Raw genomic sequence first — 24,035 nt, forward strand, 5'->3', positions numbered from 1 at the left:
GGATAAACCGTCCTTCGCTCCGCACGGCGCAGCCACTTCCGTGTGGCTGTTTATAGCTGATTGATACTTATATCCTTGTATTTATATCGCAGAGCCCGCGGACGGGTGGCATAACTAACTGTCATTGCGAACGTCAGTGAAGCAATCTCTCTCATTGCAACAAAATTTCAAGTTAATCCTCAGCCAGAACCGTTTTCCGGAGCTTATGCTGCTTTAGCTTTTTTATTGATCAGATAAACCGCACAGAGGGCGATCGCACCGCCTGTGAATGTGCTCCATGCCACCTTCTCACCGAGGAAAAGCATGCTGAAAAGCAGCGCACTCACAGGGACAAGGAAAACAAAAGAGCTGGCCTTGTCAGAGCCCAGTTTAGAAGCACATATGAAATAAACAGATGAACCGAACGTAGTCGCAAATACCGCAAGCAGGAAAAGATTCAGCCAGAACAGCCAGTCAAACGAGGCCATGCTGCCCACATCACCCTTCATATAAGCAAAAATGAACAGCGTGGTGAACAGAGAGAGGTAAAAGTTAAACCCTATGGGTGACAGAATAGTTTTCACCCGCGCGCTGAGGTTTGTGAGGGCAGCCCATGTCACCGCGGCAAGGAGAAAAAACACGTTTCCGCTGTGAAACAGAGCGTACCAGTCCATTTCCCATATTCTTAAAATAAACCCCGCACCCACAGCGCCTATGCAGAGCCCTATCACATCCTTTTTCAGGAACCCGCCGCGGGAAATAAGCTTATTGATAAAATAAGTTACCGCAGGAATAAGCGTGGTGGTGAGAACACCGCCTATACTTGCCAGTCCCTTGCTGAGCCCCATGAAGAAAAAGAAGTTATACACAAGAAGCAGAACAGCCCCGCCCAGTGCGGCAAAAAAACCTGTCCTGCGGAAGCGGAAACCCTCCTTAAGAACAAGCATAACGGGGATAAGGGTAAGTGTAGTAAGGGCGAACCGCCAGAAGATAAGCTGGTCAGGCGCGGCATAACGCACAAGCATTTTGGCGTTTATCCATGATCCCCCCCAGGAGATCATGACCAGAAACATTAAGAACATCAGGAGCATATTTGACATGCTCTATTTTATTACCAAACGCGGGAGTTTGAAAAGCGGAAATATGAAAGAGTTTGTAAAGTTTTAATACCGTATGAAGGGGGCTAAGCCCCCTTCATTTGTTTATTAAGGATTTGTCATAAATGAAGTTTCAGACACCGACATATTGCACCCGTTAGAGGTTATAACATGAAACATGTACCAGCCGTTTGCTTTGAGAGTACCTGCCGGTATGGTGTATGAAGCTGCGGAAACACCTAAGCTTATATTGGTTTCATCATCCGTATCAGCATCTATTATCCGCACTGCAACAGCCGTAAACTCATTGCTGCCGGAATTAACCGGAAGTGTCCATGTAATTGTATTCGCTGCGGAAGCGTCAACATGGGGCGGAATTGCGTCTATGACTGCAGCATCAGTAAAAATCTGATCGGTAAAGAACATTCTGTCCTCAAAGTCGCTTTGCCCGAACATATTGGTAAAAAATGCCCTTGCGGTAAATGTGTCGCCAGTTGTGAGAGTTCCGCTGTAGACACCTTCAAACCCGCCTTCTGCGTCAGCACCGCTGATTTCAACTGCCGAAGAGAAATTAACCATATTCACAGGACCATAAAAATCTGTGAGGTTATTATCGGAAATAACGTAAAATGAACCCACGGAATCAGCATAACTCACTGCAAGATTTGAAGCGCCGTTATACATTGAACCCACGCAGAATGACGGCAGACTGGCCTCATACTGCCCTTTTGTGAGCCTGACATAAAGATCCAGATTATTTGAACCGGGCTGAACAACAAGAGAAGCAGCGCCATAGTACACCATGCTGTCTTCGGCATATCCGTAAACCTTGAAGTAATACTTATCACCGTCGGTAAGGCCTGAAACCGTAAAACTGCCGCTGCCTTCATTGTAAAGCTGAAGCAGGTCGTAACTGTCCTTAGTAATATTCAGGTCTTCATTTGCAACAATCAGATAAAGGGATTCAAGAGCTATGGATGCTCTCTCCTGAGGCTGCTCAAACCTGAGATTCATTGAAAGTCCGCCGTCATCTTTTGAACCGGAGGAACCACCGCATGCCGTAATAGCCGCAAAAGCAAGAGCCAGAAGGATAAGTTTAAATATATTTCTCATTTCACCGCTCCTTATGCCTAAAACCTTGTGTACACTGAGGCAGTAAAGCCTATGCTTCTGTCTTCCTCATTATCAACGCTGTTATCGTATCCGGTAGCAACAGGAATCACCACGCCGAGCTCAATCCAGTATTTGCTGTAAGCTTTGTATGTGCCGGAAAGAATGAGATCAAGGGCATTTACGGCATCTCCGCTGTCTTTCCACCCCTGTCCGGCAAGCCGGGATTCGCCTTCCGCCACGTAAGTATATTTCAGCTTGCTGTTCAGCCTGAGTTTATCCGTTGTCTGATGCTGCAGACCGCCCATGGCGAATAACTGATTTCCCCGCCTGAGTTCTTCTTCTGTGTTGAAAATTCTATATTTAGTATCAGTAAAATATCTTAGCCCTGCCTCACCGAGAACCGTAAATGCGGACTGCCCCAGCCTGTAAATCAGGCTTTGTGAAAGGAAGAAAGAATAGCCGCCTGAACCCAGCGGAACCGCATATCCTCCATCCTCTGCCTCAGCGTCCCCTGTGGGGAGAGTCACAGAGAAGCTTGTGACTGACTCAGAGTCCGTATTGCTGAAAGCCAGCCACCCGAACCCGACAGAAATATCGCCTAACCCTGCCTTGCTGTATTTTTTGCCCTCGTGTTCAACAGTTCTGCGAACCAGAGGAAAAGAAGCGGCCAGTTTCAGCCTGTCACTGATTTTATAACTCACCGGAACGGAGTAAATCTGGTAATACTCGCTTATAAAGGCTGAAAAGCCGATAATGTAGTTCCCGTCTTCCGCCTGCGGCTCAAAGGAACCGTCACCGCTGATCCTTCCGGTTATTAAGTCATCCCCGCCGTAGATAATCTGATCAGTTCCTCCGCCAAGTTCATGCTGATTTGAAGCGGTGTTTTCGTATCCGAGATTCAGATTTACATCACCCGCAAAAGAAGCACCGGCAGACAGCATGATAATAACAAGCATTAATACTCTTATGCCCTTACCCATATAACACACCTTCCCGAATTATTTATACACTAGTTTAATATATAAATATCGGAAAATCCAATGAACCTCAGTTCAGGAAAAGATTAAAAAATTATGATTGATACAAAAAGGATTTTCCGCCGGAAACGCAGACTCCCGACGGAAAACACATGTGATATGACAATTATTTGATGAGTTTTGAAACTTCCTTGAACTCAGGAGTTCCGGCAGCGCCAAGAAGCTGAAAGAGAACAGTTTCGGAAACGGTGACAGCAGCGCCCGCCTTCTCCATATATCTCAGTCCTATTTCCCAGTTGAACTTGGCACGGGAGCATACGGAATCAGCAACCACATGGACATTGAAGCCGTTTGCGATGAGATCCACAGCAGTCTGGAGAACGCACACATGGGTTTCCATTCCGGTGAGGATCACATTTTTTATGCCCTCGTTTTTCAGTTTTTCTACAAAAGCTTTCTCTCCGCAGCATGAAAAGGTAACTTTCTCGAAATGTTCCTCTCCTGCTTCATCAACGATCTCCTTCACTGTGCCGCCCAGCCCTTTGGTGTACTGCTGGGTGACGAGAACAGGGGAGCCTATGATCTTAAAGCCTTTTATAAGCTTGATTATGTTGTTTCTGATGCGTTCGTAAACCTTGGGGTCCATAGCGGGGATAAGCCTTTCCTGAACATCAACCACTATAAGTGCCGTGTCTTGTTTAGAAATTCTGAACATAAGCAACCTCCGTACTAAATTTCCACATATTTTTTCAGTTCATCAGCCGTCTGTTCAAAGGTTTCATACAGTACGGCATTCATCCCCACGCCGAGAGCACGGGCGATATTTCCCTTATTATCATCAATAAACACCGCTTCCTGCGGAAAAATGTTCAGCTTATTACAGGTTTCTGTAAAATATGCAGGGTTCTGCTTGCTGTTTCCGTCGTGGTATGAGTTGAAAACATGCTGAAAACTCTTAAAAAAGCCGTCCCTTTCATTCAGTTCATCCAGCCAGTGGGTCTGATCGCTCAGGATTGCCGTTCTGTATTTCCTGCCGAGTTTTTCTGCCAGTTCAATCACATACGGGCGCACCACAAATCTGGGGAGGATCTCATTCCTCAGTTCCGTGATGCTCATGGGCAGACTGACCTGTTTTTTCACTGCTTCCCAGTAGCCGTATTCATCCACCTTACCCAGACAGAAACCGGTGTCGGTGATTGCCTGAACGCAGAGCTCAAAAAATCCCTCAGGCTCGTGACCGCATTTCTCTGCGATTATCCTCACCCCTTTTGCCCAGCCTTCCTCGGCTATCACTCCGCCGAAATCGAAAATAACAGTTGAAACTTTCATCAAATCCCTTTTAATACATACTGTTCATAATAACTGCTAACATTCCGTACTCAAAAAGTAAAGAAAGGAAAATAAATGAAAGAAAAAGTTATGGTTGCCATGAGCGGCGGCGTGGACAGCACAACCTGCGCCATGCTTATGCTTGAGCAGGGGTATGACGTAACCGGCGTGACCCTGCATTTATTCGACGGACAGGAACAGGCGCTTGCCGATGCGGAAGCCTGCGCAAAGCAGCTCGGCATTAAGTGGTACGCCGCTGATTACCGCAAGTTCTTCGGAGAGGATGTAATATCATACTTCATCCGCACATATAAACTCGGCAAAACCCCCAACCCCTGCTGCCACTGCAACCACGGGGCAAAGTTCAACTACCTTTACAGAGAGATGAAGGCCGAAGCCTGTACTGCGCTTATCTCAGGCCATTATGCCCGTATAGTGGAGCGCAACGGCAAAAAACTTGTGGCAAAGGGGCTGGATAAAAACAAGGATCAGTCCTATTATTTATGTCTGATGGAGCCTTATCAGCTTGATGTAATCCGCTTTCCTCTGGGTGAGATGACAAAGGATCAGACCCGGAAGCTCGCCTTGGAGTTCGGTCTTTCCGTTGCGGAGAAAAAGGACAGTCAGGAAGTCTGCTTCCTCATGGGCGGCGACTACAGGGATTATCTGCGCGGTAAGCTCAAAGACAAGGACATAAAAAAGGGAAGCTTCATACTGGACGGCAAGCCCCTTAAAGAGCATGACGGAATAGTTTTCTACACAGTCGGACAGAGAAAAGGTCTCGGAATAGGTTATCATGAGCCGCTTTATGTGAGCTCCATAGATCCCAAAAGCGGTGATGTGCATCTGGGCATCAAAGAGGAATCGGCCAAACGCGGTGTTAAGCTCAAGGACTGTATCTTTGCCGATGCGGACAGCTATATCCGCAGGGCAAAGGCACGCCTGCGCTACAGGATGACGGAAGCGCCCTGCACTCTGGAGATTCTTCCTGACGGAAAAGCGGTTCTGCTGTTTGATGAACCGCAGCTTTCACCCGCGCCGGGTCAGGTTGCGGCTGTATATGACGGAGAGGTGCTGCTTGGCGGCGGTTTTATTGAATCGGTATTTTAAACAGTTTGACAAGGCTATAGTCGCTTTCAGCGGCGGTGCGGACAGCACAGCGGTGCTTATGCTGGCGGCGGAACATCTCGGTGCGGAAAATGTCATCGCGGTGACTATGGAGTCCCCGCACATTTTCTGGTATCAGGTGGAAAATGCCCGAAAAATTGCCTCCTGCCTCGGTGTGCAGTGGATCTCCAAGAAGCTTAATATCACTGACGAGTTTTTGCAGAATAAGCCGAACAGGTGCTATGTCTGTAAAAAAGAGATTCTGAAATCCATAACCGAAACAGCAATAGAAAAAGGCATAGACCACATCCTTGACGGCACAAATATAGAAGATACTAAGGAATACCGCCCCGGCATGGCGGCAGTAATAGAATACGGCATAGTTTCCCCCCTGCTGGACAATGAACTGGGCAAGGAGTTCGTACACGAAACCATAGCGCCGCTCACAGCGGACGGTTTTGCTTTCCCCAATGATTCCTGCGTGGCTACACGGATAAGCGGAGTCATAACAAAAGAGAGGCTGAGAGCCGTTGAAGCGGCCGAGAACGGGCTGAGGGACGAATTTGAAGGGCTGCGCATGCGCCTGTTTGATAACCCGCCCGGAGTGCGGTTTAAGCGTCCCAAGGCGCTTAGCGCTGAGCAGATCCGCAGACTGAGTGCTGCGCTGAGAAGCTCTATCCCCTGATCTGCTTAAGCTCTATCTGGCGCTTAAATACATATTTCACTAGGGGGTTGCGCTCGGATTCCTTCTTAAAGCTGAACTCCACACTTATCTGGTTTTTCCCCTCAAGGCGCACAGTGCGTATAACCCTCCCGTGAATCACAGATCCTCTGCCGAGAATTTCCGATAAATCAACACTGACATGCTGACCTTTGGCAGCTTCCGCCTCAGAGATCAACCTGCACCCGCCGCCGGAAATATCAACAACCATGCAATCGCGGGAATCGTAAGCCATGCTGGTTTTCTCACCCGGTGCAAGCGGATGAAACAGCGCAATGCTCCCTTTTATTCTGGTGGAGACACGGAAAAAATCCCTGAGCTGGTTCCGTTCAACCTGTTCAGGCTTTTTGAGTTTGAGAAAGTAGATTGAGCCTGTTTTTACCCTGCCGAGGACACTGGTTGCGAACATATAGCGGCTGTCAGGTCCCATGAAGCTCACTTCCGCCTTAGTACCGGGAATAAGAGGAACGGGAATGCCCCCGCTGGAAGGCATGGCAGCAAGAATGCTTCCGTCGCGGTCAAAATCCTCGACTCTGGAATCATAATTGCCCGCATAGTCACCATCGGGAACCACGAGAGTGATTTTCGTATTTACAGTAAAAAGTTTATCGAAATCGCCTATCAGTTCTGCCATAGTTTTTTATACAGGACTTTAGGCGGCGATTCAACATTTTCCTAAATCCTGACCGGATAATAAAATTTATCATAATCAAGTCAGCGCTCTTCTTAAATTTCTTCCATTATTCCGCATTATACGTATAATTGTCTTTCGTATATCCCCTCACTTTCTGAGGGGATATAATTTTATATGAGGTAGTTAATGGACAAAGCCAGCCTTGAAATCGATAATTTTGATATTCTTGACGGAGACGTTCTCATGGAGCTTGATGACTTCTCCAAACTTCTGTGGGTTTGGATTAATGAGGATGTACTGTCGGTTTTGCCCGAAAGACCTTCCGTGGGCTCAGGCTCCATGCAGTCTGACCCTGTGGCCGAATACAAATACGTTTTCTTTATACACTATTTTAATCTGCTTATGATCCATGTTCTGGGACACAGCATCCGCAAGTACAGGTCATTCGCCAGAAAACATCTTACTGACAAAAACATGAGAGATTTTCTCACCAAAAAGCAGAGCATTCAGGATATACTTGCGAAAAATGTGAAGAACATAACCGTGCTTAATGCCATCATCCGTAACTTCATATCAAAACTGATGGAAAACGGCATAAGCACTCAAAGACTGGACAGCAGTCTTGATATGCATTATCTTAATGCTGTTTCCGTTGTTGTTCCCAACATAAGAAAAAACGCAGCCCTGAGAAGCCATATTATACCCTTGGTGATTGAAGATGCTTCTCTTCTGGGGAGACTGAAAAGACTTTTCAGCAAGTAGGTAAGATGAATAATATCAAACTTATCAGAGTTAAGCAGAAAATTGGCGCGGGCGACCGCGTTTTTGCTTACGTCATGGTAAATGTGCGCAGCAAAAAGCACGGCTACTCCGAAACTATCAGCGTGGATGTGACACCAATCATAAAAGACGAGCTCCTGAGCGGGGTTCCGGACGATGATCCTTCCAAAGCATCACCCCTCGATGATAAAACCAACAGATTCACCGCCACTGCCGACGCAAACAGAGAAACAGTCACCATAGCCGCAGGTCCCAGAATGATGATAGGCTCCAGCATCCGCGATAAGGGTGTGGGAACCTTCGCGCTCAATGAGATTATCCGCTGGATGATTGTTAAATACCCCAACTACATGGTTGATGTGATTAATGTTTCCTCAACATTTCTGCCGAATGAAGAAGACAGAAAAAGAGCAGTACACTTCTTTTCCAACTTCGGGTTTGACTTTAAAGAAAATCAGGGGCTTGCTCATGAAGGGACGATGGAAGCGGTATTATGCATGAACCTCCACGAACATCTGAACCGCTCCAAAATTGATGAAATAGACATCAGCAAATTCATCCGAGAACTCCTGCGCGAGCGCTATATGATCGAAGAAACCATAAAGAATCAGGGCAGGCTCTTACAGGAGCATGAGGTATTCAGGCACAAGGCGGAAAAGGACAAATTCACCAGCGTACTCATCAACATACTGACAGTTATAGGAATCCTCTTCCTCCTTTTCTATCTCAAATAATTCCGATAATACCGTTCTTTGTAAAAAGCTTCTTGAGCAGGAGCGCCTTGGCGTAAAACTCAAGACCGGAGATGTACACGTAGCACTCCTTGAGAGTATCACCGACGGCAAATACCCCGTGGTCCTTTACGATTACAATTTTATTCATGGAGAGGCCTTCGGCAACATTCTCTGCAAGCTCATCTGTTCCGCTTTTTCCGGTCACAACAGGGACATATTTGAGGAAAGGGAGAATCTCCGCTGCGCTGAAACAGGCAGCCTCCTTAAAAAAGTCACCCGCAAGAATGGAGTAAACAGTGTGGGCGTGCATTACCCTCTTAGCGCCTGTGTCACGTATGATTCTCCTGTGCACACAAAGCTCTGTAGTAGCCAGACTGTCGTTCTGACAGGCCTTATCAAGGAAAACCTCAACAATGTTCTCATCTTCAAGTTCATCAAGCATTGAGCCGGTTTTAGTGGCATAGAGGATTCCGTTTTCATAAGCTGATATATTTCCGAAAAATGAAGTGGTGAGCCCGTTATCAACAAGCTTTCTGCCGAATTTTGAAATTTCAGCCTTCACTGCTGTTCCCATTTAACTACCTGCCGTTCAATTAATACTGTTCGGTTTTTTTGAGCATAAGCGCTTTACAGAACAGTTTTATATCGTATAGCGGAAGTATAAACCATTTAGACAAAAGAGCAAATAATATTTTTGACATAGATTTCACAGCATCAGATTAGCCAAATCAGAGCCAACGTATAACATTTAAAGCTAAAAGAATAAAAGGCATAAGTTAATGAGGCACAGCACACGGAAGAAGACATAATGTAAGTTTGACAACTTAGATTATTATGGATAAAAGATGAAAAAATATTTAAAAACTTAAAATGAAAGGAAGGGATGTAGGCACAAAAAAGGCGGCCATTTCAGACCGCCTTCTGTATATCTTACTCTTTAACAAGCTCGATAATTGCCATATCCGCCTGATCGCCTTTGCGATAGCCGGTTTTGACTATTCTTGTGTAGCCGCCGGGACGTTCTTTGAACTTGGGCGCTACTTCGTCAAAAAGGAGGTTAACTACCTTTTTGTTGGGGAGTCTTTTCAGCACGAGTCTTCTTGCTGAAAGGTCTCCGGCCTTGCCGAAAGTTATCAGGGGCTCGACAAAAGAACGAAGAGCTTTAGCTCTGGTTACAGTTGTCTCGATTCTGCCGTGCTCAATCAGGAAACCTGCCATGCTTCTGAGCATAGAGAATCTGTGCGCCGTCGGCCTGCCGAGTTTTTTGCCGCTTTTTCTATGACGCATCTATTCATCCTCCGAATCTGAATTCACATAACCTATAGCCTCAAGATCCATCCCCAGTCCGAGACCGAGTTCGTGGAGAACTTTTTTGATCTCCTCAAGGGATTTGCGGCCAAAGTTTTTTGTTTTAAGCATTTCGCTGTCCGTCTTCCTGCAAAGTTCAGCCAGAGTTTTGATATTGGCATTCTTCAGGCAGTTATAAGCTCTGACGGAGAGTTCAAGCTCTTCAATGCTCTTGTCAAGAAGATCAAAAAGCTGATCATTCTTGCTGGATTCATCGACATCGGAATCTTCAACCTCAGGCTCTTCAAAGTTGATGAACAGGTTCATGTGATCCTTCACAATTTTGGCTGCGAAAGCTATCGCATCCTCAGGAGTGATGGAGCCGTCTGTCTCCACTTCGATGATAAGCTTGTCATAGTCGGTACTCTGTCCGACGCGCGCGTTTTCAACAAAGTAGTTTACCCTTTTGACAGGCGAGAAAATCGCATCAACGGGAACCATATCAACTTCGTCTATATCTTTTTCAAATTCCTCAGCGGGAACATAACCAAGACCTCTCTGAACCAGAAGCTCCATGTAAAGCTCTGTTTCATTGTCAGTCAGGGTGCAGATGACCTGTTCGGGATTAAGGATTTCGAGCTGTCCTTCGCCTCTGATGTCAGCGGCTGTTACAGGCCCTTCGCCCTTTTTCCTGATGTAGAATCTTCTCTGCTCATGTACGCCGAGTTTGAGATCAAGCGCTTTAAGGTTGAGAATTATGTCAACTATATCTTCGTAAACACCCGGAAGTGTGCTGAACTCGTTGGTAACGCCCTCGATCTTAACGCCCACCACAGCAGTGCCCTCAATGGAGGAAAGCATAACTCTGCGAAGAGCATTTCCCACGGTGATACCGAAACCTTTCTCATAGGGTTCAGCTACGTATTTTCCGTATTTGGATGTAACTTCGCCTACAGGTTCGATTTTCCTGGGCTTTATTATTTCATGAAAGTTCATGATGATCATACGGATGTCCTCCGGTTACATTAAGCTACTTACTACTTAGAGTACAGTTCCACTATAAGGTGTTCATGAATCTCGTAGTTTATGTCAGTCCTCTCAGGAAGTCTCACAACCTGGGTTTTCTTGCCGTCTTTGTCAAGAGTCAGCCACTCAGGCACACCCCTTCCTTCAGCGGTTTCAAGGCATTCCTTAACGCGACCGTGATCACCTGATTTTTCTCTTACTTCAACAACTTCGCCAACTTTCACTATGAAAGAGGGGATATTGACCTTACGTCCGTTTACCAGGAAGTGAGCGTGGCGAACCATCTGTCTTGCTTCCTTGCGGCTTCCTGCGAAACCTGCTCTGTAAACAACATTGTCAAGCCTTCTTTCAAGGAGAGAGAGAAGGTTTTCGCCGGTAATGCCCTGCATTCTGGCCGCTTTCTCAAAGTAAAGACGGAACTGGGCTTCAAGGATACCGTAAAATCTTTTAACTTTCTGTTTTTCCCTGAGCTGCATACCGTAGTCGCTGAGTTTTTTTCTGAGCTGACCGTGCTGTCCGGGAGGATAAGCTTTTTTCTCGATACCGCATTTATCTTTATAGCAACGCTCGCCTTTGAGGTAAAGTTTTGTGCCTTCACGCCTGCAGAGCTTGCAAACTGCGCCTGTATACCTAGCCAATTTGAACCTCCAACCTTATACTCTTCTCTTTTTGCGGGGTCTGCAGCCGTTGTGGGGAACAGGTGTCACGTCTCTGATGAGAGTGATTTTAATTCCCGCAGCCTGAATTGCCCTGATAGCGCTTTCACGACCGGAACCGGGCCCCTTGACATTGACCTCCACTTCTCTCATGCCGTTTTCCATTGCTTTTTTAGCAGCAGCCTCAGCGGAAAGCTGAGCAGCGAAAGGAGTGGATTTCCTTGAGTTTTTAAAACCGTTGCAACCGCCGGCAGACCAGCAGATAACATTACCGCCCATATCGGTAAAGGAAACGATTGTATTGTTGAAGGTTGAGTTTATATGCGCGACGCCTTTGGGGACGTTTTTCCTATCGCGTTTTTTAGCTGTTTTTTTAGCTTTTGCCATTTCGAACTACCCTCTACTTCCTTTTGATACCGCGTTTGCCAGCAAGACCTCTTCTGGTTCTCGCATTGCTTCTGGTTTTCTGACCGCGGCAGGGAAGGTGCATTTTATGCCTCTGTCCTCTGTAACAGTTGATTTCCATGAGCCTTTTAACATTAAGAGCGATATCTTTTCTGAGATCACCCTCAACCTTAAGGTTGGCTTCGATATAAAGCCTGATTTCTGAGATTTCGGTTTCCGTAAGGTCGCCGATTCTCTTCTCCAGCGATATATTAGTCTCTTTAAGTATAGACAAAGCCACCTGACGGCCAACGCCGAAGATGTGGGTAAGTCCGATTTCAACTTTTTTGTTGTTGGGAATATCAACACCAGCTATACGTGCCACTTGAAATCCTCCTTAGCCCTGTCTCTGTTTGTGTCTGGGGTTTTCACATATCACCCTTACGACACCTTTTCTTTTAACAATTTTGCATTTACTGCAAATAGGCTTAACACTTGCCCTGACCTTCATTTCTGCACCCCGTTACTTCTTGTGACGATAGGTTATCCTGCCCCTTGAAAGGTCATACGGGGATAACTCTACGGTAACTTTGTCTCCGGGCAGAATACGGATGAAATGCATCCTCATCTTTCCGGAAAGGTGAGCAAGGATAACATGCTTGTTTTCCAGCTCAACTTTGAACATAGCATTGGGCAACGCCTCAACGACTGTACCGACAATCTCGATTACATCGTCCTTCTTGCTCATACGCTCCCTATTGTAAGAATCTCCGGTCCCTTTTCCGTTATAGCAACGGTGTTTTCGTAATGTGCCGCCAAACTGCTGTCCGCGGTGACAGCTGTCCAGCCATCAGAGAGGGTTTTGGTTTCATAAGAACCGGCTGTGACCATCGGTTCAACGGCTAAAACCATTCCTTCCTTCAGCCTGAGTCCCCTTCCGGGGCGGCCGAAGTTAGGTATGGTGGGCTCTTCATGCATGTTTCGCCCTATACCGTGACCGAAAAAGTCTCTAACGACAGCAAAACCGTTCTTTTCAACGGTCTGCTGAACTGCGCTGGATATATCGGAAAGCCTGTTTCCGACCCGTGCATATTCTATTCCATTAAAAAAAGATTCCTCAGTGACACGGATAAGCCTTGCGGCCTCCTCTGAGATCTGACCCACCGGGTAAGTTCTCGCAGCGTCACCATGGAAACCTTCTTTGAATGCGCCTACGTCTACCGTAATAATATCGCCCTCTTTCAGGATTCTCTCTGACGGTATTCCGTGTACTACCACCTCGTTAACCGAGGCGCAGACACTTGCCGGATACCCGTGATACCCCTTAAAGGACGGAAAGGCAGACCGAGAGTTTATTATATTTTCAGCAAACTTGTCAATATCTTTTGTTGAGATACCCGGTTTGATGAATGAGGAGAGCTTATCAAGAACCTCCCATACGATTCCGCAGGGGATTCTCATAAGCTCTATCTCTCTCTGTGACTTGAGGAAAACCATTAACCAAGAATTCCTTTTATCTTTTCGTAAACGCCGTCAGGGTTTCCTTCACCGTTAACTTCTGAGAATTTACCGCTGCCAGCGTAATATCCTTTAAGAAGTGAAGTGGTTTCATGGTAAACCTTAAGGCGATTTTTAATCGTATCTTCCCTGTCATCATCCCTGTGGCTGAGTGTAGTTCCGCAAAGGTCGCACACTCCGCCTACTTTGGGAGGATTATACTTGATGTGGTAGACTTTTCCGTCTTTCGGGCAGCTTCTTCTGCCCACGGCTCTTTCCACAAGAAGCTCATCCGCCACATTAAGGCTGACGATGTGGGTGATCCCTGTTTTGAGATCGTTTTTAAGCATAGAATCAAGCGCTTCCGCCTGAGCTATGGTTCTGGGGAAGCCGTCAAAGATAACACCCTTTGCGCAGTCAGGAGAGGCGAGCCTGTCCTTCATGAGGCCTATGATAAGTGCATCAGGCACAAGCTGCCCTGCGTCCATATACATTTTAGCCTCTTTGCCGAGGGGTGTCTGATCTTTTACTGCCTGACGGAGAAGGTCTCCGGTTGAGATCTGCACCAGACCGTAATCACGGATGATGTATGCAGACTGAGTGCCTTTTCCTGCTCCGGGAGGCCCAAGAAATATCATATTTATCATATGAGACTTCTCCCTTTGATTCTTCCTTTCTTAAGGAAGCCGTCGTAGTTGTGAGAGACAAGGTGTGTCTCTATCTTGCTGATTACGTCCATACCCACACCGATAACGATCAGGAGGCTTGTTCCGCCGAAATAGAAGGGAACATTGAATCCTGATATGAAAAGCTGGGGCAGAAGCGCAACCGCAGAAAGATATATAGCACCTACGAAAGTCAGCCTTGAAAGAACATAATCTATAAATGCGGCAGTGTGTTCGCCGGGTCTTTTACCGGGGATAACGCCGCCGCCTTTGTTGATATTTTCCGCAATGTCAGTCGGGTTGAAGATGATCGAAGTATAGAAGTAAGTGAAGAAAACGATCATAACAAGCGAGAAGACATAATACATTGCCGAGCTGGGAGTGAACCAGAAGCTTATCTTCTGCACTATTTCGTTAGTGGAGAAGGTGGCAAGTGTGCTGGGCACAGCCAGAATCGACATAGCGAAGATTATGGGGATAACGCCTGCGGGGTTCAGCTTAAGCGGGAGATATGAGTTATTCACATTTCCGTGCTGAGGTCCGGCAGCTATCCTTTTGACATGCTGTATAGGCAGCCGTCGCTGTGAGGTTTCCATAAAAACTATCGCCGCAGTGACCGCGAGTATTATCGCCAGTACCACGATGAGGGTTATTATCTGAAGCTCACCAGTCTGAACGAGTGTAAATGTTTTGCTGACTGCGGACGGAAAAGAGGCCACAATACCGGCGAAAATCAGAACGGAAATACCGTTGCCGAGACCGCGTTCGGTAATTTTTTCACCAAGCCACATAAGGAAGATTGTACCGGTTGTGAGGGTGATTGTGGTGACTATTCTGAATCCCCAGCCGGGAAACATAACAACATGAACTCCGCTTGGGGAGGTCATGCTCTCAAGACCGATGGCGATACCCATACCCTGAATGGCACTGATAAGAACCGTGCCGTAGCGGGTATATTTTGTGATTTTTTCCCTGCCCTCGTTCCCCTGCTTTTTGAGCTCCGCCAGATGCGGAACCGCAACTGTGAGAAGCTCAAGTATAATAGCAGCGGAGATATAAGGCATAATGCCGAGACCAAATACCGTAAGCTTTGACAGGGCGCCCCCGGTGAACATGTCGAAGAAACCGAGAAGGTTTCCGGACTGTTGAGCAAAAAACTCGCTGAGTGCGCCGCCGTCAATGCCAGGAGTCGGCACGTGAGCGCCGATCCTGTATATGAAGAGGAAAAGAAGCGTATATAAAATTCTCTTCCTCAGCTCCGGTATCGAGAAAATATCCTCGAATTTCTTCAACATACCTTATTACTCCGGAGTAACTACTTCTCCGCCGGCCGCTTTGATTTTCTCAGCAGCAGCAGCGGATACTTTTTCAACATCAAACTTAAGTTTTTTGCTGAGTTCTCCGTCACCGAGAACCTTGATACCGTCTTTATTTCCGCGGGCCAGTCCTTTCTCTTTAAGAGTAAGTACATTGACCTCTTCGCCGTCGTTAAAGCGGTTGTTTATATCTTCAAGGTTAACGATCTCATAAACTGTGGCAAATTTGGCGTTATTGAAGCCTCTTTTGGGGAGTCTTCTTGTAAGGGGCATCTGACCGCCTTCAAAGCCGGGTCTTACTTTCCCGCCTGAACGTGCTTTCTGTCCCTTAGTACCTTTGCCGGCACTTGTACCCTGACCGCTGGCAGAACCGCGGCCAAGTCTTTTTCTTTTCTTTCTGGCGCCTTCTGCGGGCCTGAGATCATGAAGTTCCATCACTTATTCTCCCGGTTTGGCTATGATTTCTTCAATCTTTTTGCCCCTAACCTGTGCAACTTCGTTAAGGGTGCGCATTTTGCTGAAACCGTCAAGTATCGCGAAGAGCGAGTTGTAGGGGTTCCTGCTGCGCGTGCTTTTGCAAAGAATGTTCTGTACTCCGGCAAGCTCAAGGAGGGCGCGCGTTACGCTTCCTGCGATGATACCAGTACCGGGAGCCGCGGGTTTCATGATTATTTCAGTGGAAACATATTTGCCCACAGTTGCGTGGGGGATTGTTCCGTTAACCACGGGAACCTCAATGAGGTTCTTCTTTGCATATTCAAGGGCTTTTTTGATTGCGTCCGGCACTTCTCTTGCCTTTCCGTAACCAATGCCTACACGTCCTTCATAGTCACCCACAACAACAGTTGCAGTGAATTTGAAGATGCGGCCGCCCTTTACAACCTTTGTAACTCTGCCTATATGAACAACTTTATCTACAAGTTGACGCTCGGTGTTATTCAAAGCAAACCTCCTAGAACTCAAGGCCGGCTTCGCGAGCCGCATCTGCAAGAGCTTTTATTCTACCGTGGTAGAGGAAACCGCCCCTGTCGAAAACCACCTTTTCTATGCCTTTTTCCTTAGCACGCTCGCCGATAACTTTACCGACTTCCTTAGCAGCTTCAATATTAAGCACGCCTTTGAATTTCTCTTTGAGAACTTTTTCAAGCGAACTAGCGGCAACAATAGTGTTGCCGGTAGAATCGTCTATTATCTGAGCGTATATGAATCTGTTGGATTTGTTAACCGCAAGTCTGGGAGCGCAGGGTGTGCCTGACACTTTTTTGCGCACTCTTGCGTGCTTCCTTCTTATAGTAGCTTTTTTATTAATTGTGCTCACTATAACGCTCCTTTATCTCTTACCAGTTTTACCGGCTTTTCTGATTATCTTCTCGCCGGCGTATCTGATACCTTTGCCTTTATAGGGCTCAGGCTGCCTGATTTTCCTGATGTTAGCGGCAGTTTGACCTACAAGCTGTTTGTCTATGCCCCTGACAACTATGCCAGTGTTGCCTTCCATCGCAAACTCAATGCCTGCGGGGGGTGCAACAACAACGGGGTGAGAAAACCCTAAGGAAAGGTCGAGGTCCTGTCCCTTAATGGCCGCTCTGTAACCTACGCCGTGTATTTCAAGCTTCTTCTCGAAGCCTTTAGTGACGCCGTCTACCATGTTTGATATAAGCGTACGAGTAAGGCCGTGTACAGAACGGGACAGCTTAGTTTCGTCTTTCCTGCTAACTGTGATTGTGTTTGCTTCGACAGCAACCTCGGTGTTGGCGTGCACTGCATACTCAAGCTTCCCTTTCGGGCCTTCAATGCAGCACACATTGCCGTCGAGAGTGACCTTCACTCCTGCAGGTATTGTAATAGGTTTCTTGCCTATTCTTGACATTTACGCGCTCCCTTACCAAATCTGGCAGATGTATTCTCCGCCAACTTTATCCAATATGCACTGTTTCACTGTTTTCACGCCTTCGGAAGTGGAGATTATACCATTACCAAGGCCGCCGAGAACGGGTTTAAGGTTTTTGTTGTTTACATACACTCTTCTGCCGGGCTTGCTTACTCTTTTGAGGCCCCTGATAACGGACTCGCCGCCGTCAGTGTATTTCAGATACACAACGATTTTTTTAAGGTTCTCTTCGGATACCACGCGGAAACTTTTCACGTAGCCTTCCACTCTGAAGTTTTCTACTATCGCCTCTTTGATTTTGGAGTGAGGGATTACAACTTCGGATTTTTTAACCATATAAGCGTTGCGCAGTCTGGCAAGCATATCAGCAATCGGATCAGTCATGCTCATTCGTATTTCTCCTACCAGCTCGATTTTCTTACGCCGGGAATCTCACCCTTCAGAGCAAATTTTCTGAAGCAGATCCTGCACATGTTAAATCTTCTCAGGAAAGCCCTGGGACGGCCGCAAATGGGGCAGCGGTTGTATTCCCTGACTTTAAACTTTTTCTTCTTAAAGGCATGGAAATATTTAGCCTTAGTTGCCACTTTCAGCCTCCTCAAACGGCATGCCGAGAGCACGGAGAAGCTCTCTTGCTTCCTCGTCGGTTTCAGCCGTCGTAGTGATGATGATGTCCATTCCTCTGATTTTGTCGATTTTATCGAACTCTATCTCAGGAAAAACGATCTGCTCTTTAAGACCCATGGCATAGTTACCGCGTCCGTCGAAGGATTTAGCGCTTACGCCTTTGAAGTCTCTTACCCTGGCGAGGGCAATTCTTGTGAGTCTCTGAAAGAATTCATAAGCCGTATCGCCTCTGAGAGTAACTTTGCAGCCTATGGGCATCCCCTCTCTGAGTTTGAAGGCGGCTATGGATTTTTTGGCTCTTGTCACGACAGGTTTCTGACCCGCGATGATAGTCATGTCGCTGAGTGCGTTGTCAACAACCTTGGAGTTCGTAACAGCTTCGCCGAGACCCATGTTGAGAACTATTTTCTCAATTTTGGGGACCTGCATGATGTTCGTATAAGAGAACTTCTTCATGAGGGTAGGAACAACTTCCTTAAGGTATTTTTCTTTAAGCTCTGCCATTGTTAATCCTTATCGATGACTTCACCGTCGCACTTCGCGAAGCGGGCTTTTTTACCGTTTTCAAGAGTTTTAATGCCGAGTTTGGTGCCTTTTTTGCTTTTCTGGCTGTAGAACATAACGTTTGATATGTCTACCGGCATCTCTTTCTCAACGATTCCGCCTTCGGGGTTCAGGGGGCCGGGCTTAGTGTGTCTTTTAACAACGTTAGTGTTTTCAAGAATCACTTTGCCGTTTTTCCTGTCGACCTTGAGAATCTTGGCTATTTTGCCCTTATCCTTTCCGGTGGTGACGATTACGGTGTCGTCTTTTTTAAGTTTATACTTTGCCTGCATATTCTCGTCTCCTTAAAGCACTTCGGGAGCCATGGAGCAGATTTTAAGGAACCCTTTAGATCTGAGATCCCTTGAAACCGGTCCGAATACCCTTGTTGCGATGGGCTCCAGATTGTTTTTGTTAAGAAGAACGGCTGCATTGTCATCAAATCTGATGTATGTACCGTCTTTACGGCGGCTTTCTTTGGCAGTACGAACGATAACTGCTTTAACAACAGCACCTTTCTTAACGTTGCCATCGGGAGCGGCCTCTTTAACGCTGGCAACGATGATGTCACCCACATAGCCGTATCTGATTTTTGAGCCTCCGAGAACTTTTATGCAAAGAATCTCTTTAGCTCCTGAGTTGTCGGCTACTCTGAGACGTGATTCAACCTGTATCATTACTGTAACCTCTTACTCTGATATAACTTCGGCGGAACGCTCGATAATGCGCTTAACCATCCAGCACTTATCTTTGCTGAGGGGACGTGTTTCAGAGATTTCGACAGTGTCGCCAATTCTGCATTCGTTCGCCTCATCATGCGCCTTAAACTTTTTACTCTGTTTAACGAACTTGTGGTATCTGCTGTGAAGCTTAAGGTTTTCAACCTTTACGACAACGGTTTTATCCATTTTGTCGCTTACCACAACTCCTCTTCTTACTTTTCTAGCTGCTTTTTCGCTCATTACAGACCTCTTACTGCTCTGCGCTTTCAGCCATACGCTGGCTGAGAACGGTTTTGATCCTCGCGATGTCTTTCTTCATCTTTCTGATGGAGGAAGTATCTTCAAGGTCGCCTGTCGCAAGTTTGAAGCGGGTTCTGAAAACATCTTCACGAAGCTGTTTTTCTTTTTCAACGAGGTCTTTCACGTTCATATCTTTGAATTCGCTCATTCCGCAGCCTCCGTTTCCCTGAATACGAACTTGCATTTAACGGGGAGTTTGTGCGCAGCAAGCCTGAAAGCTTCTCTCGCCTGCTCTTCCGTAACACCGGCTATCTCGTAGAGGACAGTGCCGTTTTTAACTTCGGCAACATAGTACTCAACCGCACCCTTACCTTTACCCTGCCTGACTTCAAGAGGCTTTTTGGTAACGGGTTTGTGGGGGAAGATACGTATAGTTACCGTACCGCCTCTTTTTACATATCTGTTGATCGCGATCCTTGCGGATTCGATCTGGCGGCTTGTTATACGTCCGTTATCAAGAGACTGAAGACCGAAGTCCCCGAAAGCCACTTTGTGGCCTTTGTTGGCTTTGCCTTCGTTGCGTCCCTTGAACTGTTTTCTGTATTTCATTCTTTTCGGCATCAACATTTACTCAACTCCTGCTGCTGCCCTGTTTCTCTCTTCAACTATCTCTCCGGTGAAAACCCACACTTTAATGCCTGTTATACCGTAAGTTGTGAGAGCTTCAGTCGTGCCGTAGTCTATGTCGGCTCTGAGAGTCTGAAGGGGCACTCTGCCTTTGATGTACCACTCAGTTCTTGCCATGTCTGCGCCTGCAAGACGTCCGCTGCACGCAACTTTGATACCGAGTGCGCCGGATTTCATAGCCTGAAGAACCGCTTTTTTCATTGCTCTTCTGAAAGCTATACGTCTCTGAAGCTGCATAGCGATGTTTTCTGCAACGAGCTGTGCGTTTATCTCAGGTTTTTTAATCTCGCGGATTACAAGAAGAACCTCAGCTTTTGTTATTTTTTTAAGCTCAACTTTAAGTTTTTCGATCTCAGCGCCTTTTTTGCCGATCACGATTCCGGGCCTGCTGGTGTTGAGGGTAACACGCACTCTGGCGCCCATGCGCTCAATGCCGATACCCGCTATTCCGGCCTGGAAAAGCCTTTTCTTGAGGAATTCGCGTATTTTAATGTCTTCAAGAAGGTTAGTTCTGTACTCCTTCTTGCCGGCAAACCATACTGAAACCCAAGGCTTGTTAACACCTAATCTATACCCGTAAGGGTGAACTTTGTGTCCCACTAAAACCTCCGTTAATCCGAGAGTACGACAGTGATGTGGCTTGTCTTCTTACGAATAAGAGAAGCTCTGCCGTATGCTCTGGGAGTGTACCTTTTCCACGCCGGGCCTTCATCAATCCTGATCTCTTTAACGTAGAGCTTGCTCACGTCTCTGTAATCCTGATTTTCCTCAGCATTGGCGGCAGCGGATTTTATCGTTTTGTAGATATACTCAGCAGCCTTTTTGGGCGTGAACTTCAGCATAGCAAGGGCCTCGTCAACTTTTTTGCCTCTTACGAGGTCAGCAACGGGGCGTGCTTTTCTGGGAACTAATCTTACGAATCTTGCACGTGCTACTGCTTCCATCTTATCTACCCTTGACCTTTTTATCATCCTTTTTGTGCCCTTTGAAAGTTCTCGTAAGTGCGAACTCGCCAAGCTTGTGTCCGACCATGTTTTCTGTCACATAGACGGGGATGAATTTATTACCGTTGTGAACCGCGAGAGTGATACCGATCATATCAGGAGTCACTGTGCTTCTTCTTGACCAGGTTTTGATGACTTTTTTGTCGCCGGTCTCTTTAGCTACAGTGACCTTCTTCATAAGATGGTCATCTATAAACGGTCCTTTTTTCAATGATCTAGGCACATCTTCCTCCTATCACTTCTTCCTAGCGGAAACAATGTACTTGTTCGAAGGTTTCTTTTTCGAACGAGTTTTGTAACCTTTAGTGGGTTTACCCCAAGGTGTAACAGGGTGACGGCCACCGCTTGTACGGCCTTCACCACCGCCATGCGGGTGATCCACCGGGTTCATAGCAACCCCTCTTACCGTAGGTCTGATGCCCAGCCAGCGTGAACGTCCGGCTTTACCAAGGCTCACGTTTTCGTGATCCTGGTTGCTGACCTGTCCTATCGAGGCTTTGCACTCGGCTTTAACAAGCCTGATCTCGCCTGAAGGCAGTCTGAGGTGGCAATATGAGCCCTCTTTTGAAAGAAGCTGTGCATATGTTCCGGCGGAACGGGCAAGCTGTCCGCCTTTTCCGGGTCTGAGCTCAACGTTGTGAACTACTGTACCCACGGGTATATCTTTCAGCGCTTTCGCGTTTCCGGGTTTGATATCCGCAGTCTGTCCGCTGTGGATAACATCGCCGACATTCATTCCGATGGGAGCAAGGATATATCTTTTTTCACCGTCCTCGTATGCAACGAGAGCGATTCTTGCGCTTCTGTTAGGGTCATATTCTATTGTCTTGACCCTAGCGGCTATTTCATCCTTGTTCCTCTTGAAGTCGATCAGACGGTACTTTCTTTTCTCGCCGCCGCCTTTATGTCTTGTAGTAATTCTACCGTGGTTGTTACGTCCGCCGGTTTTCTTAAGTGCTACGACCAGACTCTTCTCAGGCTTGTCCGCGGTTACCTCTGCAAAGTCAGAATTTGATCTGAACCTTACACCGTCCGAGGTAGGTTTATACTTCTTGATTCCCATTTAAGCCTCTCTTACACGAACTCGAGTTTCTCACCTTCGGCCAGAACAACGATGGCTTTCTTCCAGTCTTTACGTTTACCCATCATGCGTCCGAACCTTTTCTTCTTCCCTTTGCAGTTTGCAGTGCGCACGGAAGCAACTTTGACGCTGAAAAGAGTCTCAACAGCCTCTTTAATGAGGAACTTGTTGGCTCTGGGGTCAACTGCGAAAGTCACCTTGTTCTCCTCTTCTTTGAGGTTAACGGCTTTCTCGGTGATAAGAGGTTTTTTGATTACGTCATAAACTGTCAACATTATCCTAAAACCTCCTCAATTCTCGCTATGCTGTCCTGAAGGACAAGGATTTTGCGTGAATTGATGATATCGTAAACGTTGAGTCCGTTTACATTAAGCAAGTCTACGTAAGGTATATTGCGGAATGCTCTTGCAACCTTTTCGTCAAGCTCTTTAAAGACAACCAGCACTTTTCTGTCCGCGTTGAAATTTTTAAGAATAGCAACAGCTTCTTTTGTTTTTCCTTCCTCAAGTTTGAGGGCATCTACAAATACAAGGCTGCCGTCTTCGTGTTTCGCTCTGAGAGCGGATTTCATCGCGTTCTTGATCTTTTTCTTAGGCATAGAGAAAGAGTAATCCCTAGGTTGCGGACCAAAAATAGTCGCACCGCCTCGCCACAAGGGGGATTTTATGGAGCCGGCTCTGGCGCGTCCGGTTCCTTTCTGTTTGTAGGGCTTTTTGCCGCCGCCCTCTATTTTTGCTCTGTTGAGAGTGGCATGAGTACCCGCCCTTTTACCCGCAAGCTGCATTACTACAACTTCATGCATAAGCGAGGTTTTTACAGGGTAGGTAATGATGGAATCATTTATCTCCACCGTGCCGACCTTCTCATTTTTCACGTTTACTAATTCAAACGAAGCCATTTCACTGTTCCCTTTACTTCTTAATCGTTTCTTTAATGAAAACGATTCCGTTGTCATGTCCCGGAATAGCACCTTTCACGAGGATAAGGTTTGTCTCAGGGATTACTTTCACTACGGAAAGTTTCTGAACGGTTACTTTGTCGCCGCCCATTCTTCCGGGCATAGGCCTGCCTTTTTCAGTCTCTCCGGGGAACTCGCACATCCCGATAGAACCGGGTTCACGGTGGAAGTGCGAACCGTGGGTTTTAGGACCGCCTGCGAAGCCGAAACGCTTCACAACGCCCTGAAAACCTTTACCGATAGAAGTTCCCTGAACATCCACAATATCGCCTTCCGCGAAAAGTGTGGCGTTCACTTCCTGACCGATTTCAAAGGAAGAGTCGTCAGCCACGCGGAACTCTTTGAGAACCTTGTGAGCATCTACGCCCTGAGTTTTGAAATAGCCTTTTGCGGGGCAGTTGACTTTTTTCTCTTTGAGAATTTTGTCAAAGCCGAGCTGAACGGCACTGTAACCGTTTTTTTCAACGGTTCTTTTGTTAACAACTACACATGGTCCGGCTTGGACCACTGTAACGGGGATGAGAGTTCCGTCTGCGGTAAATACCTGCGTCATCCCCACTTTTCTTCCGATTATTGCTCTAGCCATCTGCACTATCCTTCAACTAAAGTTTTATCTCGACGTCAACGCCGGCAGAAAGTTCGAGCTTCATAAGAGCATCGATGGTCTGAGGGTTATGTTCGAAAATGTCGATCAGACGTTTGTGGGTTCTGATCTCGAACTGCTCCCTTCCTTTCTTGTCAACGTGAGGAGAACGGAGAACCGTAAATTTCTCTGTACGGGTGGGAAGCGGCACGGGGCCTACTACCCTTGCTCCTGTTCTCATGGCAGTGTTAACTATATCCCTCACTGCCTTGTCGAGAATTCTAAAATCGAATGCCTTAAGCTTGATACGAATTTTTTGACTTTCCATTCGTCTACCTTTGGTTACTCGATAATCTCGGTAACAACACCTGCACCGACTGTTCTACCACCCTCACGA

General features: G+C 46.8%; 41 protein-coding genes. 4 read left to right on the top strand and 37 right to left on the bottom strand.

Annotation, left to right across the window (positions count from 1 at the left end; all coding sequences use genetic code 11):
• Positions 1–203: 203 nt before the first annotated feature.
• The 5 genes from OSQ85_RS13555 to OSQ85_RS13575 form a co-directional block, all read right to left on the bottom strand.
• Entirely contained in the window at positions 204–1,052 is an 849-nt protein-coding gene (locus OSQ85_RS13555) for a DMT family transporter (RefSeq protein WP_265823813.1), read from the bottom strand.
• 132 nt (positions 1,053–1,184) lie between these two features.
• On the bottom strand, positions 1,185–2,189 hold the full coding sequence (locus tag OSQ85_RS13560) for a hypothetical protein (protein ID WP_265823815.1): 1,005 nt from the start codon (positions 2,187–2,189) through the stop codon (positions 1,185–1,187).
• Positions 2,190–2,206: 17 nt separating this feature from the next.
• Positions 2,207–3,169, bottom strand: coding sequence for a hypothetical protein (locus tag OSQ85_RS13565; RefSeq protein WP_265823816.1), 963 nt, complete (start codon positions 3,167–3,169; stop codon positions 2,207–2,209).
• A gap of 163 nt (positions 3,170–3,332) precedes the next feature.
• A complete protein-coding gene (locus OSQ85_RS13570) occupies positions 3,333–3,881 on the bottom strand; it encodes a hydrolase (protein WP_265823817.1) in 549 nt (182 codons plus the stop codon).
• A gap of 14 nt (positions 3,882–3,895) precedes the next feature.
• Positions 3,896–4,495 (bottom strand): HAD family hydrolase, encoded by a 600-nt coding sequence (locus OSQ85_RS13575; protein WP_265823819.1) that lies wholly within the window; start codon positions 4,493–4,495, stop codon positions 3,896–3,898.
• 75 nt (positions 4,496–4,570) lie between these two features.
• Here OSQ85_RS13575 and mnmA point away from each other — a divergent pair, with 75 nt between their 5' ends.
• Together mnmA and OSQ85_RS13585 are read left to right on the top strand one after the other, a co-directional pair.
• A complete protein-coding gene (gene mnmA, locus OSQ85_RS13580; protein WP_265823820.1) occupies positions 4,571–5,605 on the top strand; it encodes a tRNA 2-thiouridine(34) synthase MnmA in 1,035 nt (344 codons plus the stop codon).
• Positions 5,589–6,287 carry a 7-cyano-7-deazaguanine synthase gene (locus tag OSQ85_RS13585; RefSeq protein ID WP_265823822.1) on the top strand — a complete coding sequence of 233 codons (699 nt, stop codon included), beginning with the start codon at positions 5,589–5,591 and terminating at the stop codon, positions 6,285–6,287. Before mnmA ends, OSQ85_RS13585 begins: the two co-directional genes overlap by 17 nt.
• Here the strand turns inward: OSQ85_RS13585 and OSQ85_RS13590 are convergent.
• Complete coding sequence (locus tag OSQ85_RS13590) at positions 6,277–6,957, bottom strand: flagellar brake protein (protein ID WP_265823823.1); 681 nt, start codon at positions 6,955–6,957, stop codon at positions 6,277–6,279. The genes OSQ85_RS13585 and OSQ85_RS13590 overlap by 11 nt on opposite strands.
• A 186-nt stretch (positions 6,958–7,143) precedes the next feature.
• On the opposite strand from OSQ85_RS13590, the gene OSQ85_RS13595 reads away from it, so the two are divergent.
• Entirely contained in the window at positions 7,144–7,719 is a 576-nt protein-coding gene (locus tag OSQ85_RS13595; RefSeq protein ID WP_265823824.1) for a hypothetical protein, read from the top strand.
• Between the two features lie 5 nt (positions 7,720–7,724).
• Positions 7,725–8,471, top strand: a complete 747-nt coding sequence (locus tag OSQ85_RS13600; protein WP_265823825.1) for a hypothetical protein — start codon at positions 7,725–7,727, stop codon at positions 8,469–8,471.
• Here OSQ85_RS13600 and OSQ85_RS13605 read toward each other — a convergent pair.
• The 31 genes from OSQ85_RS13605 to rpsJ all read right to left on the bottom strand — a co-directional run bounded on the left by OSQ85_RS13605 (position 8,464) and on the right by rpsJ (position 23,966).
• Positions 8,464–9,045: a class II aldolase/adducin family protein gene (locus OSQ85_RS13605; protein ID WP_265823826.1), complete on the bottom strand. Its 582-nt coding sequence runs from the start codon at positions 9,043–9,045 to the stop codon at positions 8,464–8,466. The two genes, OSQ85_RS13600 and OSQ85_RS13605, sit on opposite strands and share 8 nt — an antisense overlap.
• Before the next feature lie 356 nt (positions 9,046–9,401).
• The gene (gene rplQ / locus OSQ85_RS13610; RefSeq protein ID WP_265823827.1) at positions 9,402–9,758 is read right to left on the bottom strand and encodes a 50S ribosomal protein L17; all 357 of its coding nucleotides are present in this window, start codon (positions 9,756–9,758) and stop codon (positions 9,402–9,404) included.
• A complete protein-coding gene (locus OSQ85_RS13615) occupies positions 9,759–10,763 on the bottom strand; it encodes a DNA-directed RNA polymerase subunit alpha (RefSeq protein ID WP_265823828.1) in 1,005 nt (334 codons plus the stop codon).
• Positions 10,764–10,795: 32 nt separating this feature from the next.
• Complete coding sequence (gene rpsD, locus OSQ85_RS13620) at positions 10,796–11,422, bottom strand: 30S ribosomal protein S4 (RefSeq protein ID WP_265823829.1); 627 nt, start codon at positions 11,420–11,422, stop codon at positions 10,796–10,798.
• Positions 11,423–11,437: 15 nt separating this feature from the next.
• Entirely contained in the window at positions 11,438–11,827 is a 390-nt protein-coding gene (gene rpsK, locus OSQ85_RS13625) for a 30S ribosomal protein S11 (protein ID WP_128466089.1), read from the bottom strand.
• Between the two features lie 13 nt (positions 11,828–11,840).
• Positions 11,841–12,209 (bottom strand): 30S ribosomal protein S13, encoded by a 369-nt coding sequence (gene rpsM / locus OSQ85_RS13630; RefSeq protein ID WP_265823830.1) that lies wholly within the window; start codon positions 12,207–12,209, stop codon positions 11,841–11,843.
• 12 nt (positions 12,210–12,221) lie between these two features.
• Positions 12,222–12,335, bottom strand: a complete 114-nt coding sequence (gene rpmJ, locus OSQ85_RS13635; protein WP_128466087.1) for a 50S ribosomal protein L36 — start codon at positions 12,333–12,335, stop codon at positions 12,222–12,224.
• 12 nt (positions 12,336–12,347) lie between these two features.
• On the bottom strand, positions 12,348–12,572 hold the full coding sequence (gene infA, locus OSQ85_RS13640; RefSeq protein WP_128466086.1) for a translation initiation factor IF-1: 225 nt from the start codon (positions 12,570–12,572) through the stop codon (positions 12,348–12,350).
• The gene (gene map, locus OSQ85_RS13645; protein WP_265823832.1) at positions 12,569–13,321 is read right to left on the bottom strand and encodes a type I methionyl aminopeptidase; all 753 of its coding nucleotides are present in this window, start codon (positions 13,319–13,321) and stop codon (positions 12,569–12,571) included. Before map ends, infA begins: the two co-directional genes overlap by 4 nt.
• Entirely contained in the window at positions 13,321–13,968 is a 648-nt protein-coding gene (locus OSQ85_RS13650; RefSeq protein ID WP_265823834.1) for an adenylate kinase, read from the bottom strand. The genes map and OSQ85_RS13650 overlap by 1 nt, the downstream gene beginning before the upstream one ends.
• Entirely contained in the window at positions 13,965–15,281 is a 1,317-nt protein-coding gene (secY, locus tag OSQ85_RS13655; RefSeq protein ID WP_265823836.1) for a preprotein translocase subunit SecY, read from the bottom strand. Before secY ends, OSQ85_RS13650 begins: the two co-directional genes overlap by 4 nt.
• A gap of 6 nt (positions 15,282–15,287) precedes the next feature.
• Positions 15,288–15,737 (bottom strand): 50S ribosomal protein L15, encoded by a 450-nt coding sequence (gene rplO, locus OSQ85_RS13660; RefSeq protein ID WP_265823837.1) that lies wholly within the window; start codon positions 15,735–15,737, stop codon positions 15,288–15,290.
• 3 nt (positions 15,738–15,740) lie between these two features.
• Positions 15,741–16,286, bottom strand: a complete 546-nt coding sequence (gene rpsE / locus OSQ85_RS13665) for a 30S ribosomal protein S5 (RefSeq protein WP_322874106.1) — start codon at positions 16,284–16,286, stop codon at positions 15,741–15,743.
• Positions 16,255–16,623 (bottom strand): 50S ribosomal protein L18, encoded by a 369-nt coding sequence (gene rplR, locus OSQ85_RS13670; RefSeq protein WP_265823860.1) that lies wholly within the window; start codon positions 16,621–16,623, stop codon positions 16,255–16,257. The genes rpsE and rplR overlap by 32 nt, the downstream gene beginning before the upstream one ends.
• A 9-nt stretch (positions 16,624–16,632) precedes the next feature.
• Positions 16,633–17,172: a 50S ribosomal protein L6 gene (rplF, locus tag OSQ85_RS13675; protein WP_265823839.1), complete on the bottom strand. Its 540-nt coding sequence runs from the start codon at positions 17,170–17,172 to the stop codon at positions 16,633–16,635.
• Between the two features lie 12 nt (positions 17,173–17,184).
• A complete protein-coding gene (gene rpsH / locus OSQ85_RS13680; protein ID WP_265823840.1) occupies positions 17,185–17,583 on the bottom strand; it encodes a 30S ribosomal protein S8 in 399 nt (132 codons plus the stop codon).
• Positions 17,584–17,594: 11 nt separating this feature from the next.
• Positions 17,595–17,780: a type Z 30S ribosomal protein S14 gene (locus tag OSQ85_RS13685; protein ID WP_265823842.1), complete on the bottom strand. Its 186-nt coding sequence runs from the start codon at positions 17,778–17,780 to the stop codon at positions 17,595–17,597.
• Positions 17,770–18,324 carry a 50S ribosomal protein L5 gene (gene rplE / locus OSQ85_RS13690; RefSeq protein WP_265823844.1) on the bottom strand — a complete coding sequence of 185 codons (555 nt, stop codon included), beginning with the start codon at positions 18,322–18,324 and terminating at the stop codon, positions 17,770–17,772. The genes OSQ85_RS13685 and rplE overlap by 11 nt, the downstream gene beginning before the upstream one ends.
• A gap of 2 nt (positions 18,325–18,326) precedes the next feature.
• The gene (gene rplX, locus OSQ85_RS13695) at positions 18,327–18,656 is read right to left on the bottom strand and encodes a 50S ribosomal protein L24 (protein WP_265823845.1); all 330 of its coding nucleotides are present in this window, start codon (positions 18,654–18,656) and stop codon (positions 18,327–18,329) included.
• Between the two features lie 12 nt (positions 18,657–18,668).
• A complete protein-coding gene (gene rplN / locus OSQ85_RS13700; protein WP_265823846.1) occupies positions 18,669–19,040 on the bottom strand; it encodes a 50S ribosomal protein L14 in 372 nt (123 codons plus the stop codon).
• Between the two features lie 12 nt (positions 19,041–19,052).
• On the bottom strand, positions 19,053–19,325 hold the full coding sequence (rpsQ, locus tag OSQ85_RS13705) for a 30S ribosomal protein S17 (protein ID WP_265823847.1): 273 nt from the start codon (positions 19,323–19,325) through the stop codon (positions 19,053–19,055).
• A gap of 10 nt (positions 19,326–19,335) precedes the next feature.
• Positions 19,336–19,533 carry a 50S ribosomal protein L29 gene (gene rpmC, locus OSQ85_RS13710; RefSeq protein WP_265823848.1) on the bottom strand — a complete coding sequence of 66 codons (198 nt, stop codon included), beginning with the start codon at positions 19,531–19,533 and terminating at the stop codon, positions 19,336–19,338.
• Complete coding sequence (gene rplP / locus OSQ85_RS13715; protein ID WP_265823849.1) at positions 19,530–19,952, bottom strand: 50S ribosomal protein L16; 423 nt, start codon at positions 19,950–19,952, stop codon at positions 19,530–19,532. Before rplP ends, rpmC begins: the two co-directional genes overlap by 4 nt.
• Positions 19,953–20,612: a 30S ribosomal protein S3 gene (gene rpsC / locus OSQ85_RS13720; protein ID WP_265823851.1), complete on the bottom strand. Its 660-nt coding sequence runs from the start codon at positions 20,610–20,612 to the stop codon at positions 19,953–19,955.
• 11 nt (positions 20,613–20,623) lie between these two features.
• Positions 20,624–20,956 carry a 50S ribosomal protein L22 gene (rplV, locus tag OSQ85_RS13725; RefSeq protein WP_265823852.1) on the bottom strand — a complete coding sequence of 111 codons (333 nt, stop codon included), beginning with the start codon at positions 20,954–20,956 and terminating at the stop codon, positions 20,624–20,626.
• A 1-nt stretch (position 20,957) separates the two neighbouring features.
• The gene (gene rpsS, locus OSQ85_RS13730) at positions 20,958–21,239 is read right to left on the bottom strand and encodes a 30S ribosomal protein S19 (protein WP_265823854.1); all 282 of its coding nucleotides are present in this window, start codon (positions 21,237–21,239) and stop codon (positions 20,958–20,960) included.
• A gap of 12 nt (positions 21,240–21,251) precedes the next feature.
• Positions 21,252–22,079, bottom strand: a complete 828-nt coding sequence (gene rplB, locus OSQ85_RS13735) for a 50S ribosomal protein L2 (RefSeq protein ID WP_265823855.1) — start codon at positions 22,077–22,079, stop codon at positions 21,252–21,254.
• 11 nt (positions 22,080–22,090) lie between these two features.
• Positions 22,091–22,369 (bottom strand): 50S ribosomal protein L23, encoded by a 279-nt coding sequence (rplW, locus tag OSQ85_RS13740; protein WP_265823861.1) that lies wholly within the window; start codon positions 22,367–22,369, stop codon positions 22,091–22,093.
• Positions 22,370–22,371: 2 nt separating this feature from the next.
• Complete coding sequence (gene rplD / locus OSQ85_RS13745; protein ID WP_265823856.1) at positions 22,372–22,995, bottom strand: 50S ribosomal protein L4; 624 nt, start codon at positions 22,993–22,995, stop codon at positions 22,372–22,374.
• 13 nt (positions 22,996–23,008) lie between these two features.
• Entirely contained in the window at positions 23,009–23,641 is a 633-nt protein-coding gene (rplC, locus tag OSQ85_RS13750; protein ID WP_265823857.1) for a 50S ribosomal protein L3, read from the bottom strand.
• A 16-nt stretch (positions 23,642–23,657) separates the two neighbouring features.
• Positions 23,658–23,966, bottom strand: coding sequence for a 30S ribosomal protein S10 (gene rpsJ / locus OSQ85_RS13755; RefSeq protein ID WP_265823858.1), 309 nt, complete (start codon positions 23,964–23,966; stop codon positions 23,658–23,660).
• Positions 23,967–24,035 lie beyond the last annotated feature (69 nt).

The organism is Geovibrio ferrireducens, from assembly GCF_026226615.1.
GTDB classification, from domain to species: Bacteria; Chrysiogenota; Deferribacteres; order Deferribacterales; family Geovibrionaceae; genus Geovibrio; species Geovibrio ferrireducens.